Annotated in this window: 10 protein-coding genes and 1 pseudogene; 6 read left to right on the top strand and 5 right to left on the bottom strand. The window is 73.3% G+C overall.

Features of this window, described 5'->3' with window-relative positions; genetic code table 11:
• The first annotated feature begins 42 nt into the window (after positions 1 to 42).
• Entirely contained in the window at positions 43 to 1,203 is a 1,161-nt protein-coding gene (locus ACWCHM_RS22925) for a 5-(carboxyamino)imidazole ribonucleotide synthase (protein ID WP_454219753.1), read from the top strand.
• Positions 1,200 to 1,691, top strand: a complete 492-nt coding sequence (purE, locus tag ACWCHM_RS22920) for a 5-(carboxyamino)imidazole ribonucleotide mutase (RefSeq protein ID WP_204956508.1) — start codon at positions 1,200 to 1,202, stop codon at positions 1,689 to 1,691. Before ACWCHM_RS22925 ends, purE begins: the two co-directional genes overlap by 4 nt.
• Before the next feature lie 95 nt (positions 1,692 to 1,786).
• Here the strand turns inward: purE and ACWCHM_RS22915 are convergent, their stop codons facing one another.
• A complete protein-coding gene (locus ACWCHM_RS22915) occupies positions 1,787 to 6,688 on the bottom strand; it encodes an SCO7613 C-terminal domain-containing membrane protein (RefSeq protein WP_454219752.1) in 4,902 nt (1,633 codons plus the stop codon).
• Between the two features lie 155 nt (positions 6,689 to 6,843).
• Positions 6,844 to 8,271, bottom strand: coding sequence for a UDP-glucose dehydrogenase family protein (locus ACWCHM_RS22910; protein ID WP_454219750.1), 1,428 nt, complete (start codon positions 8,269 to 8,271; stop codon positions 6,844 to 6,846).
• 249 nt (positions 8,272 to 8,520) lie between these two features.
• Here ACWCHM_RS22910 and ACWCHM_RS22905 point away from each other — a divergent pair, with 249 nt between their 5' ends.
• Positions 8,521 to 9,684 (top strand): acyl-CoA dehydrogenase family protein, encoded by a 1,164-nt coding sequence (locus tag ACWCHM_RS22905; protein ID WP_454219749.1) that lies wholly within the window; start codon positions 8,521 to 8,523, stop codon positions 9,682 to 9,684.
• Between the two features lie 12 nt (positions 9,685 to 9,696).
• Here the strand turns inward: ACWCHM_RS22905 and ACWCHM_RS22900 are convergent, their stop codons facing one another.
• Together ACWCHM_RS22900 and ACWCHM_RS22895 are read right to left on the bottom strand one after the other, a co-directional pair.
• A complete protein-coding gene (locus ACWCHM_RS22900) occupies positions 9,697 to 10,845 on the bottom strand; it encodes a helix-turn-helix domain-containing protein (RefSeq protein WP_454219748.1) in 1,149 nt (382 codons plus the stop codon).
• Positions 10,842 to 10,994 (bottom strand): hypothetical protein, encoded by a 153-nt coding sequence (locus tag ACWCHM_RS22895; RefSeq protein WP_454219747.1) that lies wholly within the window; start codon positions 10,992 to 10,994, stop codon positions 10,842 to 10,844. Before ACWCHM_RS22895 ends, ACWCHM_RS22900 begins: the two co-directional genes overlap by 4 nt.
• Before the next feature lie 218 nt (positions 10,995 to 11,212).
• On the opposite strand from ACWCHM_RS22895, the gene ACWCHM_RS22890 reads away from it, so the two are divergent.
• The gene (locus ACWCHM_RS22890) at positions 11,213 to 11,989 is read left to right on the top strand and encodes a GntR family transcriptional regulator (protein WP_454219746.1); all 777 of its coding nucleotides are present in this window, start codon (positions 11,213 to 11,215) and stop codon (positions 11,987 to 11,989) included.
• Between the two features lie 80 nt (positions 11,990 to 12,069).
• Here the strand turns inward: ACWCHM_RS22890 and ACWCHM_RS22885 are convergent, their stop codons facing one another.
• Positions 12,070 to 12,741, bottom strand: a complete 672-nt coding sequence (locus ACWCHM_RS22885) for a hypothetical protein (RefSeq protein ID WP_204956512.1) — start codon at positions 12,739 to 12,741, stop codon at positions 12,070 to 12,072.
• Between the two features lie 23 nt (positions 12,742 to 12,764).
• Here ACWCHM_RS22885 and ACWCHM_RS22880 point away from each other — a divergent pair, with 23 nt between their 5' ends.
• Both ACWCHM_RS22880 and ACWCHM_RS22875 read left to right on the top strand, forming a co-directional pair.
• A complete protein-coding gene (locus ACWCHM_RS22880; protein WP_204956513.1) occupies positions 12,765 to 13,280 on the top strand; it encodes an acyl-CoA thioesterase in 516 nt (171 codons plus the stop codon).
• Positions 13,281 to 13,678: 398 nt separating this feature from the next.
• Positions 13,679 to 14,020, top strand: a pseudogene (locus tag ACWCHM_RS22875) (acetyl-coenzyme A synthetase N-terminal domain-containing protein); the annotation flags it as partial.
• Positions 14,021 to 14,030 lie beyond the last annotated feature (10 nt).

The following is a 14,030-nucleotide window of genomic DNA, read 5'->3' as shown; positions in this document are numbered from 1 at the left end:
TCGGGTCGGCCGGCGGCCCGGCCCGGTTAGGCTGGCGGCGCTATGGACTCCCGTACCGGTCTGCCCGTCGTCGGCATGGTGGGTGGCGGCCAACTGGCCCGGATGACCCACCAGGCCGCCATCGCCCTCGGCCAGTCACTGCGCGTGCTGGCGCTCACCCCCGACGACGGTGCCGCGCTCGTCGCCGCCGACGTGCAGTACGGCGACCATACCGACCTCGCCGCGCTGCGTACCTTCGCCAAGGGCTGCGACGTGGTCACGTTCGACCACGAGCACGTCCCGACCGGGCACATCCGCACCCTCGCCGCCGAGGGGGTGAAGCTGTTCCCGCCCGCCGACGCGTTGCTGCACGCCCAGGACAAGCGGGTGATGCGGGAACGGCTCGGCGCGCTCGGTGCCCCCAACCCGGCGTGGCGGCCGGTGGAGGACCCGGCGGACCTGCTCGCCTTCGGCGCGGAGCACGGCTGGCCGGTGGTGCTCAAGGCGGCCCGGGGCGGCTACGACGGGCGCGGCGTGTGGCTGGTCGCCGACGCCGAACAGGCGGCCGAACTGGCCGCGACCCTGCTCGCCGGCGGCACCTCGCTGCTCGTCGAAGAACGGGTGCCGCTGCGCCGGGAACTGGCCGTGCAGGTGGCCCGCTCGCCGTTCGGGCAGGTCGCCGTCTATCCGGTGGTGGAGACCGTGCAGCGGGACGGGATCTGCGTCGAGGTGCTCGCCCCCGCGCCCGGCCTGGCGGAGGAACTGGCCGTCGCCGCCCAGCAGCTCGCCATCGACCTGGCCACCGCGCTGGGCGTGGTCGGCCTGCTGGCGGTGGAGCTGTTCCAGACCGACGCCGGCCTGGTCGTCAACGAGCTGGCGATGCGCCCGCACAACTCCGGGCACTGGACCATCGAGGGGGCCCGGACCTCCCAGTTCGAGCAGCACCTACGGGCGGTGCTCGACTACCCGATGGGGGACACCTCGCTGGCCGCCCCGGTGGTGGTGATGGCGAACGTGCTCGGCGGTGAGCCGGGCGGGATCTCCCTCGACGAGCGGCTGCACCACCTCTTCGCTGCCGAACCGGGCGCCCGGGTCCACCTGTACGGCAAGCAGGTCCGGCCCGGCCGCAAGATCGGGCACGTCACGGTGCTCGGCGACGATCTGGACGACGTACGGGCGCGGGCGGCGCGGGCCGCCCGCTGGCTGCGGGAGGGGCACGGGTGAGCACCGTCGGGCTGATCATGGGCAGCGACTCGGACTGGCCGGTGATGAAGGCCGCCGCCGCCACCCTGGACGAGTTCGACGTCCCGTACGAGGTGGCGGTGATCTCCGCGCACCGCACCCCGGTCAAGATGATCGAGTACGGCCGGGACGCCGCCGACCGGGGCCTCAAGGTGATCATCGCCGGGGCGGGCGGGGCCGCCGCGCTGCCCGGCATGGTCGCCTCGGTCACCCCGCTGCCGGTGATCGGGGTGCCGGTGCCGCTGAAGCACCTGGACGGGATGGACTCGCTGCTGTCCATCGTGCAGATGCCGGCGGGGATTCCGGTGGCCACCGTGTCGATCGGCAACGCCCGCAACGCCGGCCTGCTCGCGGTCCGCATCCTGGCCGCGACCGACCCGGCCCTGCGCGCCCGGATGACCGCCTTCCAGGCCGACCTGGAGGACCTGGTGGCCGAGAAGGACGCCGCCCTCCGCGCCTCCCTGACCTGACCTTGCGGCGGGGCCGCCCGTCGGGCGGGCTGCCCGCGCAATGGGGTCGATGTTGCGGTATCCGACCACGTCCGACCCCGCCGTGACCCTCCGATTCACCTCATGGAGCGCAGGGCGGTCTGCAGCCTGTCCTGGGCGCGGCGACGACGTTCGTTGCTCGCCCCGAGCACCAGCAGGACCAGGCCGACCGGGATGAGCACCAGCCACGGGCCGAGGCTGAACAGGGCGTGCACCGCCGCGATCGCGGTCACCGCCGCGCCGACGATGACCGGGGCCTGCTGCCGGCTGGTCGAGCCGTACACCAGCACCGCCACCGCGCCGAGCAGCAGCAGCACCTGGCGCATCATGCTGGAGTCGGTGGCGAGCACGATCGCCAGCGTCGGCACGAACGCCGCGATCAACGCCGGGCCGTACGCCACCCAGCTCGACAGGTCGGGGCGGTCGCGTAGTTCGAGGATGCCGACCAGCAGGGCGAGCGCCGCGAACGGCAACGTGTACGCCTCGGGCAGCGCCACGTCGGCGACCCGCATCATGATCCACCAGGCGACGATCTCGCAGGCGACCACCGCCCAGAACAGGATCCGCCGCTCCACCGGTCGCCGCCCCGGTCGGACGGCGGCCACGCCCAGCACGGCTCCCCAGGCGGCGAGCAGGGCGGCGATGTGCCGGGGCGAGTCGAACGCCAACGCCAGGGCGATGAGTGCGGCGGCGTACCCGCTCCACTCGACCGTGGCGGCCTCCCGTTGTGCCTCGGGTCGCCGCAGCCGGGGCAGCGTGGCGGCGAAGACCTGCAACGCCGCGCCCACCGCGAGCACCCCGAACGCCGACCAGACGGCGGGGAAGCCGGCCACCAGACCGGCGGTGAGCACGAACAGCTGCGCCATCAACGAGGCGAACAGCCAGCCGAGGATGCGGGCCCGCCCGGTGGTGCCGAAGAGCGCGGCGACCACCCCGACGCCGACCGCGCCACCCAGCGTGAACAGGGTCATTCCCCGGCTGGCCAGGCTGCCGGCGAGCCCCGCGCCGCCACCGGCCAGCCCGATGACGAAGACCAGTACCCGGGCCAGCCGCAGCGACCGGGCCCGCTCCGCCAGCGGAGGCGGCGGGGTCAACGCGAGCCCCAGCATCGAGATGGTGAACACGGCGAGCGCGGCCAGGGCGTTCTGTGGCCAGGCCAGGCCCAACGCGATCGGGGTGATCAGCAGTGTCACCGCGAGACCGGGCAGCACCACCGGCACCGCCCGGGACCGGCGGCCACCGGCCAGACCGGTGGCGGCCAGCGCGGCGGTGCCGGTGAGCAGCAGAGCGGTGAGCACGTGCGTCGGGTCCACCAGTTCCGGTGGCGGGGTCCGCAACTGCGGCGGTGGCCCCTGCCAGACGTGGGCGAGCATCCGGTGCGGCTCGACCAGCGCCACGACCAGCAGCGGCGCGAGGGACACCAGGGCCAGCACGGTGGGCACGGCCGCGGCGGCCAGCGCCCCGGCGGCGGGGTCGATCCGCCAGCGTCGCTGCGTACCGTCGTCGGGCAGCCGGCGCAGCGCACCGTCCAGCAGGACCGCCCAGCGCCGCACCGGCTGGGCGGACCCGACCGGTGGCACGGTCGACGCCCGCACCAGTTCGGCGAGGACCCCGAGCAACGCCGCCGCGGCGGCGAACACCCCGGACGGCAGGTCGACGAAGATGGCGGCGACGGCACTGACGGTCGCCCCGCCGGCGACCGCCGCGCTCGCGTACGGCAGATACTGCGGGACCTGCCGGCGGACGGCGGCCACCGCGGCGAGCCCGAAGCTGGACGCGGCCAGCGCGGCGGTCAGCACCACCTGCGCACCGTGGCCGAACTCGGCGGCCAGCGCGGCGACCGCGCCGGGGAGCGCGAGCAGCGCGGCGGCGGTCGCCAGGCCGCCGATCTGCACCAGGTGCGGCGGCATCCCCTCGGTCTCGACGTCCTCGACCAGCGAGGGGGCCAGGGAACGGGCCATCGCCGCCACGGTCAGGCCGATCAGCGCGATGCCGCCCAAGGCGAGCGCGGTGGTCCACGGGCGCACCAGCCCGGCCCCGGCGGCGTGCAGCGCGACCACCCCGGCCACGGTGGCCCGGGACAACCCGGCGCGCGGGTCGGCGGAGGCCACCGCGGCGGTGCCGAAGACGGTGGCGACGGCCAGCCCCACCAGTACGGGGGACCACCAGGGCAGGTCGAAGGCGGCCGGGACACCGACGGTGGCCAGTACCACGCCGACCCCGGCCACGTCGTACTTCCAGGGGGTGGGGAGCAGGATCGCGGCGGCCAGCGCGAGCAGCGCCAGCGCGACGGGGGCCTGCCAGGTCGAACCGCCGGTCGGCGCGGCCGGCCAGCCGGTGAGGTCACCGGCCCAGATCGGACCCGGGGTGGCCAGCACGCCCACCCCGCCGCGCAGCGCCGACCAGCCGGCCAGCACCCCGATCAGGGCAGCGCCGACGGCGATGCCGAGCACCGGCCCGCGCCGCCACTCCTCGGGCATCGCCCGCGCGGCGACGGCGACCACCAGCACCAGCACGGCGGCGACCGCGAGCTGCCCGCCCGGCGAGATGACCGCCGTGATCCGGGCCAGGGTGGCGATCAGCGCCGTGGTGACGGCGGCGGCGGCCAGGTCGGCGCCGTCGAACGCCAGGTCCGAAGGGCGGCGTGCGTCGATCCGGCCGGCGAAGAGCAGTAGCAGGGTGGCGATCAGGACCAGCCCGCCGAGCCAGGCGTCGGCGGCCGTGCGGCCCGGGGCGAAGAAGGCGGCCCCGATCACCGCCAGCGCGCCCAGTCCGGTGCCGACGGCGTGCGGCAGGCTCAGGTGCCGCTGCGACACCTGCATCACCGCCGCGTAGCCGAGGGTGACGCAGACGGCGAGGAATCCCGCCGCCAGGATCGGCACCGTCAACTCCCGCAGCACCGCCGGGGTGAGCACCGGCCCGGACGGCTCGGTGGCCGCGACGAACGCGGCGACCGCGCCGGGCAGCGCGAACGCCGCGCCGCCGGCCGCCCAGCCGGAGAGGACGTCGGCGGCGGCCGGGGCGATCCGTACCCTCGGCGCGAGCGCCACCAGTACGCCCGCCAGCATCAGCACCGCCAGGGCGGCGGCGGTCAGCGCCGGCCGGCTCAGCGCGGCACCGGCCCCGAGGAACCCGACCACGGTGGCGGCCCCGGCGTGCACCACGGCCGCCCGGGTGGTGGCCGCCCAGAGCCCGGCGACGCCGATCGCGACCGCCGCCAGCACCATCGGCCAGGGTGCCGCCGCCCAGCCCAGGCTCAGCGAGGCGGGCACCGCCAGCGCGGTCAACCCCGCGCCGACCACCGCGAACTCGCGGCGGATCTCCGGCGGCAGGGCGAGCACCGCCGCGATGGTGAGCAGCAGGGCGCTGGCGGCGAGCTGCCCGGCGGCCGGGCCGGCCGCCGCGGCCACCTCGCCGGGGAACGCGGCCAGGTCGGCCCGCCAGGCGGGCAGCGCCGCCTCGACCGGTGCCAGCCCGGCCCGCAGCGCGCCGCCGGCCACCACCAGGCCGCTGACGGTCAGCGCCGCGGCGGAGGCGAGCTGCGGCCCCCGCCGGGCGGCTTCCGGTACGGCCCGTACGGCCAGCCCGGTCAGCGTGATCACCGCGGCGATCAGCAGCAGCGCCCGGCCCGGGAAGGCCACCGAGGCGATCCGGCCCAGCGCGCCGATCACCGCCAGGGTGAGGATGCCGGCACCCAGGTCGGGCAACGGCGGTCGGCGCAGCAGCAGGGTGCCGGCCAGACCCACCGCCGCGGCCAGCAGCAGCGCCGCGCCGGCAGCGGTGGCCGCCGGTACGGTCTGCGCCCGCAGCAGCGCGGTGACCGCGTACGCCAGGGCGAGGGCCACCGCCACCCCGTGCAGCAGCCAGGTCATCTGGGGCAGCCACGGCACCGGCCGGGGGGCACCGCCCGGGGTGGCCGCCGTGCCGTCGAGCACCTCGCCCGACTCCTCGGGTGCCCCCTCCGGCCGTCCGTCCGGGGCGACCCGCTGCCGGGGCGGCCCCGAGGGCCGGTCGGCGGTGGACTCCGGCGGAGCCTGCCGTTCCCGCATGATGCCGGAGCGGACCAGCGCGAGGTCGAGCACGGCCACCACGGTGAGCACCACCGCCCAGCCGGTCGGGCCGCTGATCCACCCGTAGACGAGCAACGGCACCACGGGTTGGGCGGCCAGCACCGCCGCGAACCGGGGTGCCCGCAGGCCGGTGCCCACCGCGTAGGCGAGGGCGACGCCCGTGGTCAGCGCGAAGATCACGCCGGAGAAGACGGCCCCGGACGCGCCGATCCGGTCCACCGCCCACAGCGCGTACCCGGCCAGCGGCACCAGCAGCAGGCCGACCGTCGAGATCGTCTCGGCGGTGGAGGTCAGCCCCCGGCGGGCCAGCACCGGCGGGGCGAGCAGCAGCAGGACGGTGGCGACCAGCAGGATGCCGAGCCGGGCGAGGGCGTCCATCGAGCTGGTCGCGACGGCGGCGAAGACCACCGCGGCGACGGCCAGCACCAGCGCACCCAGCCCGAGCGGGATGTTCTGCACCTCCCGGGAGGACGCCTCGGCCGGGTGTTCCGGGTTGTCCGCGCCCAGCCAGGTGGCGGTCCGGTACGGCGGTGGGAGCGGTGGCTCGTCGGGGCCGTCCGGCCCGGCGGGGGCACCCTGCCGGGGCACCCGGGGCGGCGCACCGGTGGCGGCGGTGGGTGGCCGCCGGTCCGCCTTGCGGCGTAGCACCCGGCGCGGCCGGGTGGCCTGCTTGATGCGTTCCTCACCGGCGTGGGCGAGGATGTCCCGCTGGAAGAGGGCGGCCTGCATCTTGGCGGCGATCTGCCGCTGCTCCCGGGCGATCTCGGCGTCGCGGGCCTTCATCTCGGCGATGGAACGTTCGATCTCGGCGAGGTGTTCGCGCCACTGCGGTTGCTCGGCCCCGCAGTTGGGGCAGCGGGCCGCCGGCTTGATCTGCCGCCCGCACGAGGAGCACTGGAAGCTCTCCACGACATCCCTCCACCCGGCCGGACGCACTGTGGACGCCGCCCCCACGCAGCATGCCCTGAGCGGGCGTGGATTTCGACACCTGCCGCTCCGTTAGGGGTACAAAAAAGCGCCGGCGCGGGGAGGATCACCTCCCGCGCCGGCGCGTCGCGGTGTCGTCAGGGGCGGCCCATACCCCGGTACTCCCAGCCGGCCTGTGTCCACAGTGCCGCGTCGAGGCAGTTGCGGCCGTCGACGACCTTGCGCCCGGCGGCCAGCTCGCCGAGGGCGACCGGGTCGGCGTTGCGGAAGTCGGCCCACTCGGTGAGTACGCAGACCAGGTCGGCCCCGGAGACGGCGTCGTTCATGCTGGACTCGTAGACCAGCTCGGGGGTGACCCGGCGGGCGTTCCCGGTGCCCTGGGGGTCGTACACGTGCACGTCGGCGCCGGCCTTGGCGAGCAGCGCGGCGACGGCGAGGGCCGGGGCGTCGCGGACGTCGTCGGTGTTGGGTTTGAAGGTCGCGCCGAGCACCGCGATCCGGGTGCCGGAGAAGTCCGGGCCGGCCGGACCGGAGCGGCGGCCGAGCAGGTCGGCGGCGAGCTGGAGCACCCGGGTACGGCGACGCAGGTTGATCAGGTCGACCTCGTGCAGGAAGCGCAGCGCCTCACCCGCGCCCAGCTCCTGGGCGCGGGCCTGGAAAGCGCGGATGTCCTTGGGCAGGCACGCGCCGCCGAAGCCGAGTCCGGCCTGGAGGAACCGGTTGCCGATCCGGGGGTCGTAGCCGATGGCGCGGGCGAGCTGGGTGACGTCGCCGCCGCTGGCCTCGCAGACCTCGGCCATCGCGTTGATGAAGGAGATCTTGGTGGCCAGGAAGGCGTTCGCGGCGACCTTGACCAGTTCGGCGGTGGCGAAGTCGGTGACCACCAGCGGGACCTCCCGGTCCTCGGTGGCGGCCAGGTCGAAGACGCCCTTGTGGGCGGCGTAGAGCATGGCGTTGGCCCACTCGGTCTTGACGCCGACCACGATCCGGTTGGGGCGCAGCACGTCGTCGACGGCGAAGCCCTCCTGGAGGAACTCGGGGCTCCAGGCCACCTCGACGCCCAGGTCGTCCGGGGTGTGCTTGCCGACGAGCTGCTCCACCCACTCGGCGGTGCCGACCGGCACGGTGGACTTGCCGACGATCAGCGCCTTGCGGGTCAGCCGCTGGGCCAGGGCGGTCACCGAGGCTTCGACGTACGACAGGTCGGCGCCCATGCCGTCGGCCCGCTGCGGGGTGCCCACGCAGATGAAGTGCACGTCGCCGAACTCGGCGGTCTCGGCGATGTCGGTCGAGAACCGCAGCCGACCGGCGGCCAGGTTGCGCCGCAGCAGCTCGTCGAGGCCCGGCTCGTGGATCGGCACCTCGCCCGCGTTCAGCTTGGCGATCTTGTCGGTGTCGACGTCGAAGCCGAGCACCTCGTAGCCCAACTCGGCGTAGCAGATGGCGTACGTCGCGCCGAGGTAGCCGGTGCCCAGGAAGGTCACCCGGGGACGCGGCGCACCCGAGGGGGGCGTCACCGGGGAGATGGTCGGCGCCGGCTGGATGTTCGGGTACGGGATCGTCACGCCTGTCTTCTCCGCTCGCACTGGCGGCGCTTCACTGCGTCGCAATCGGCTGCGGCGCCTGGCCGGGCACCGATGGAAAACCTGTCGTTCGGTCAGCGTAGTTGTGCGCTGTCGACGCCTGCCCGGCACGATCCTACCGGCCGGTAACGTGGTGGGGAACCACGATGGCTATCCTTCAGTCTGCGGCAGTCGGCGGCCTGGAGACGGCACACAGACTGCGCATGATAGCGGTGAAAGGGGAGGGCCGACATGGCCGCAGAACAGACGTTCGACGTCTACCGGTTGCCCGAGGAGCACGAGGCGGTCCGCGAGGCGGTCCGCGAGGTCTGTGCCGCCAAGGTGGCCCCGTACGCCGCCGAGGCCGACGAGACGGGGGAGTTCCCCACGTCGTCGTACGACGCGCTGCGCGCCGCCGACTTCCACGCCCCGCACATCCCCGTCGAGTACGGCGGGGCCGGTGCGGACGCCCTGGCCACCGCGATCGTCATCGAGGAGGTGGCCCGTGCCTGCGCCTCGTCGTCGTTGATCCCGGCGGTGAACAAGCTGGGCACGATGCCGCTGCTGCTGGCGGGGTCGGAGGAGTTGAAGCGGCGTTATCTGACGCCGGTGGCGGCGGGTGAGGCGATGTTCTCGTACTGCCTGTCGGAGCCCGAGGCCGGCAGCGACGCGGCATCGATGACCACCAAAGCGGTCCGCGACGGCGACCACTGGATCCTCAACGGCGTCAAACGATGGATCACCAACGCCGGCGTCTCCGAGTTCTACACCGTGTTCGCCGTCACCGACCCGGCGGCCCGCTCCCGCGGCATCTCCGCGTTCGTCGTCGAGAAGTCCGACCCCGGCGTCAGCTTCGGCGCACCCGAGAAGAAACTCGGCATCAAAGGCTCCCCCACCCGCGAGGTCTACCTCGACAACGTCCGCATCCCCGCCGACCGCATCATCGGCGACCCCGGCACCGGCTTCACCACCGCCATGCGCACCCTCGACCACACCCGGGTCACCATCGCCGCCCAAGCCGTCGGCATCGCCCAGGGCGCCCTGGACTACGCCAAGGGCTACATCCGCGAACGCAAACAGTTCGGCAAACCGGTCGCCGAGTTCCAAGGCATCCAGTTCATGCTCGCCGACATGGGCATGAAGCTGGAGGCGGCACGGCAGCTGACCTACACGGCGGCCGGGAAGTCCGAGCGTGGCGACGCGGACCTGACCTATTTCGGGGCGGCCGCGAAGTGTTTCGCCTCGGACGCGGCGATGGAGATCACCACCGACGCGGTGCAGTTGCTCGGTGGGTACGGCTACACCCGCGACTACCCGGTCGAGCGGATGATGCGCGACGCCAAGATCACCCAGATCTACGAGGGCACCAACCAGGTGCAGCGGATCGTCATGGCCCGCCAACTCCTCAAGGACTGACCGCCCTGACGGTCAGCGGGTGAGGCCGACGGTGGTGGCGAGGCGGGCTACGTCGGCGGCCGGCGGGCCGCTGCGGGCGATCTCGGCGACGAGGGTACGCGCGGCGGGGCGGTAGCGGACCTCGGCGGGCGCGACGGTGTCGGCCTCGACCAGCGTACGACCGGCGGCGGCGAGGTCACCGGCGTCGAGGTAGGCGCGGGCGGCGTCGACGAGGTGCGCCGCCCGATACTCGACGGGGAGCCGACGCCAGTCCTCGCGCCCGAGCGCCTTCTCGTGGTGGTAGACCGCCTCGGCCGGGTCGCCGAGGCGCAGGGCGGTCAGGAACCGGGCCAGCAGCACGGCGACGGGGCCGAACGCGGTGTGGTGCGGATCGTCGTCGCTCGTACACCTGTCGGCGAGGACGCTGGCGTGGCCGATCAGGTCGTCGGCGCGGCGGCCGTCACCGCAGCCGGCGGCGGCCAGCGCGGCCTGGAGGAAGAGCGTCCCCCGTACCGCGTCGTCGGCGGCGGTGCCGATGGCGGCGACGGCGGCGGTGAGGGCGAGCCGGTCGCGGCCGAGCGCGCGCAGCGCCTGGGCGACCGCGATGGTGGCGGTGCCGGCACGGACCGGGTCGCCCACGGCGGCGGCGACGGCCCGGTCGGCGGCGAGCCAACCGAGGTCGGCCTCGCCGAGCTTGACCAGCACCGAGGCGGTGATCCGGTACGCGGACACCAGCGGTCCCGGGCTGGCATGGGCGGCGTCGAGCAGGCTGGGCAGGGCCCGGAGCAGTTGCGTGTAGTGGGCGTGCTGGTAGCTGAGCCAGGCGTGCGCGATGTGCCGTTGCACCTCGGCGGGCGACACCGTTCGGGCCGGCCGCTGGTGGTAGCGGGCCAGGGCGGCGCGGACCGCGTCGACACCGTCGAGGTCGGCGGTCACGGCCGGTAGCGGCCGGCGGGGGTCGAGCAGGACGGCCGGGTCGAGGCGCAGCACCTCGGCGATCTCCTGGACGGTCGAGTACCGGTCCAGGCTGCGTACGCCGCGTTCGACCTTGTCCACCCAGCTCTTCGACTTGCCGAGCCGGTCGGCGAGCATCTGTTGGGTCATCCGGCGGCGTACCCGCCAGCGGGCCACCCGCCGGCCGATCGGCAGCTCGTCGACGTCGGGCCGGGTCGGCCGGGTCACCGGTCCCGCTCCACCGGCGGGGATACGGCCGTGGTGGTGGACTCGCCGCAGCGCGGACACCACCTCGACTTGACCCGGAACGCCAGCAACCCGACCAGGAAACCCGGCACCAGGCCACCGAACACTATCGATACCACTTCAGATTTCATGATCACTCTTACCTTCGGGCAAGTGGGGCTGCGAGCTGCGCAGATAGCCCTGAGTGAGCGTTTCCGCACAGAACCGAAGTTAGCGCACTAACTTTGAGTCAGTAAAGGATCTAATTGTTCTAACTTTCGGATCATGAACCTTCGACATTGTTTGCTGCGCCTGCGGAGACGTGGTCGACTTGACCGTGAGCAGGTGCGTCCACGTGGAGGGGTCATCCATGACCGGCAGGGAGCCGCCCAACTATCAGCGCGTCGTTGATGACCTGCGACAGCGGATCCTTGGCGGTGAACTGTCCTCTGGGGACAAGCTGCCCACCGAGAGGGAACTCCAGCAGCGCTGGGGCTTCTCCAGCACCGTCATCAAGCACGCCCTCACCATGCTCCGCAGCGAAGGGCTCATCGAAGGCCGACGGGGATCGGGCAACTACGTCCGCAACCGCACACCGCTCGTGCGTCGCGCCCACTCCCGGGACCTGCGCAACCGTATCGGCAGCACGTCACCGTTCGCCCGGGACAGCGAAGCCGCAGGCAAGCAACCGAGCTGGGATTCCGAGAGCGGGAAGATTCCCGCGACGCCCCGCATCGCCGAACGGCTCGGCATTCAGCCCGGCGACACCGTCATGCACACCAGGTACCGCTACCTGGCCGACGGAGTCCCGATACAACTTGCCGACTCGTACGAGCCGCTGGCCCTCACCGGCGGTACGCCGATCGAGTACCCCGAGCGAGGTCCGATCATCGGCGTGGTCGCCCGGATGGATTCCATCGGCGTGACGATCGACCGGTTCGTGGAAGAGGTGGCGACCAGGCAGGCGATGCCCGAGGAAGCTGCCGCCCTCGAACTCGACCGGCGCGGCGGCAGGTGGGTGATCGAAGTCGAGCGCACCTACTTCGCCGGGCAGGCCGCAGTGGAAACCGCCGACATCGTGTTTCCTGGTGACCGCTACCGACTCGTCTACGAGTTGCCCGTCGATCCCTGGTCGCCGTCCGACTGAGCCAGAACCGGCCTGACCGTGGCCCGGTTGTGGAAGGGCCGGGTGCGGGTGGGCCGGTCGTGCCGGCCCACCCGGCGGCGTCAACGGTTGTCGGTGCTGTTCTCCGGCTTCGCGCCGTAGCGCGGCGGCGCGGACCACGGCGACTCGCTGCTGGTCCGTCGGGGCAGCGGCTCGGTGGGGGTGTCCAGATCGGGGTAGCCCAGGGTCAGCGGGGCGGTGTCCGGCTCGCTGCGGGCCGGTGGGGGTGGCGGCCAGTCGCTCGTGGCGAAGCTGGGCGGTGGCGGAGTGTCGTCGTCCGCCGGGGCCGGTTCCAGACCGGTCGCCGGCTGCGGCCAGCGCCGCCACCGCTGGGCGCTGAACACGGCCACCAGCAGCAGCAGACCGACCAGGAACAGAGTGCCGTCCTGCACCGGCTGGCGCAGCGGCAGCGGATCGCCGAGCACCTTCCAGTCGTCGGGAATCCGGTCGAGCACGGTGAACGGAGCGATGAACATCCCGACGTACGGGGTGACCAGCAGCAGCCCGGCGACGAGCGGGCCGACCGGCGAGGTGCGCAGCGTGCCGACCAGGCCCAGCAGGATGCCGGCGACGCCGAGGTAGACGGCCGGCTCGATCAGGTTGGCCGTGTTGTACGTGCCGATCTCCACCCAGCGGTCCACGGTCCGGCCCGACCCGTCCTGCCCGAGAGTGATCAACACCCACGTGACGGGCGCCACCACCAACCCGGCGAGGAAGCTCCAGAGATGTCGCATTGGCGCACCGTACCGTTTCTGCCATGACCGAGCACCCCACCACCCCTGCCGGCAAGCCGACGTCGTACTCCCGGGTCACGCTGAGTCGCATCATGACCGCTGTCGATGTCAATCTGTACGGAACCGTGCACGGTGGGGTGTTGATGAAGTTCGTTGACGACGTGGCCGGCGCGGCGGCGGCCCGGCACAGCGGCGGTACGGCGGTGACCGCCTCCATCGACGAGATCGTCTTCTCCGAGCCCGTCCGGGTAGGTGACCTGGTGCACGCCCACGCCCAGGTCAACTGGACCGGCAACACCTCGATGGAGGTGGGCGTGAAGGTGATCGCCGAGCGGTGGGACTCGGCCGAGGACGAACCGGTCCGGGTGGCCACCGCGTACCTCGTGTTCGTCGGCGTGGACGTGGGCGGCGCGCCCCGGATGGTCCGCCCGGTGCTCCCGGAGACCGCCGAGGACGAGCGCCGTTACAAGGAGGCCGAAATCCGCCGCGCCCACCGCCTCGCCAAACGCCGCGCCATCCAAGCCCACCGCGCCTCCTGACCCCCCCGCTCCCGTCCAGTCACCGGCCCTCTCGCTCTGCCCCGCTCTCCTCCCCGCCCCCCGCCCTGCTTCCCCCCGCCTCGCCGCCCGCCCGCCCCTGCCCCCGCCCGGTGATCAAGAGGTTTGCGTCAATCTCAGCCCGGAGACTGACGCAAACCTCTTGATCGCCGGGGCGGGGGCTGTTGATCAAGAGGTTTGCGTCAACTTTGGGCTGAAGGCTGACTCGAATCTCTTGATCACCGAGCCCAGCCCCGGCCCCAGCCGAGTCCGGGCCGAGTCCGGCCCGAGTCCGGCCCGAGTCCGGCCCGAGTCCGGCCCGAGTCCGGGAGGGGGCTGTGTGTGCAGGTGGGGACGGATTGTGTGCGCGGGGCACGTTTCCGTGTCGGGCCCCGGTGTGGATGATGGTGCTGCGAGGTAGGCAAGATGGCGGCATGGCCGGGCACAGTGCCGTGTGGGGCCTCAGGGAGGGTGGAGCGGTGGGTGACGTGCTGTGGACGCCGCCGGCGGACGTACGCGAACGGTCCCGGATCGGTGGCTACCTGCGGTGGCTACGGGAGCACCGGGGGCTGGACTTCGCCGACTACGACGCGCTGTGGCAGTGGTCGGTCACCGACCTGGATGCCTTCTGGCGCTCGATCTGGGACCACTTCGAGGTGGTGTCGCACACCCCGCCGACGGCGACACTGGGCGACGCGACCATGCCCGGTGCCAGATGGTTCCCCGGCGCGACGCTCAACTACGCCGAGAACG

The organism is Micromonospora sp. SCSIO 07396 (assembly GCF_053667945.1).
This window is presented reverse-complemented; position numbering and strand designations above follow the sequence as displayed.

Excerpts from the sequence above, each read along its gene's own strand:
- ACWCHM_RS22895 (WP_454219747.1), bottom strand. The coding sequence starts at position 10,994 with ATGAAATCTGAAGTGGTATCGATAGTGTTCGGTGGCCTGGTGCCGGGT.
- ACWCHM_RS22890 (WP_454219746.1), top strand. The coding sequence starts at position 11,213 with ATGACCGGCAGGGAGCCGCCCAACTATCAGCGCGTCGTTGATGACCTG.
- ACWCHM_RS22880 (WP_204956513.1), top strand. The coding sequence starts at position 12,765 with ATGACCGAGCACCCCACCACCCCTGCCGGCAAGCCGACGTCGTACTCC.
- ACWCHM_RS22905 (WP_454219749.1), top strand. The coding sequence starts at position 8,521 with ATGGCCGCAGAACAGACGTTCGACGTCTACCGGTTGCCCGAGGAGCAC.
- ACWCHM_RS22885 (WP_204956512.1), bottom strand. The coding sequence starts at position 12,741 with ATGCGACATCTCTGGAGCTTCCTCGCCGGGTTGGTGGTGGCGCCCGTC.
- ACWCHM_RS22925 (WP_454219753.1), top strand. The coding sequence starts at position 43 with ATGGACTCCCGTACCGGTCTGCCCGTCGTCGGCATGGTGGGTGGCGGC.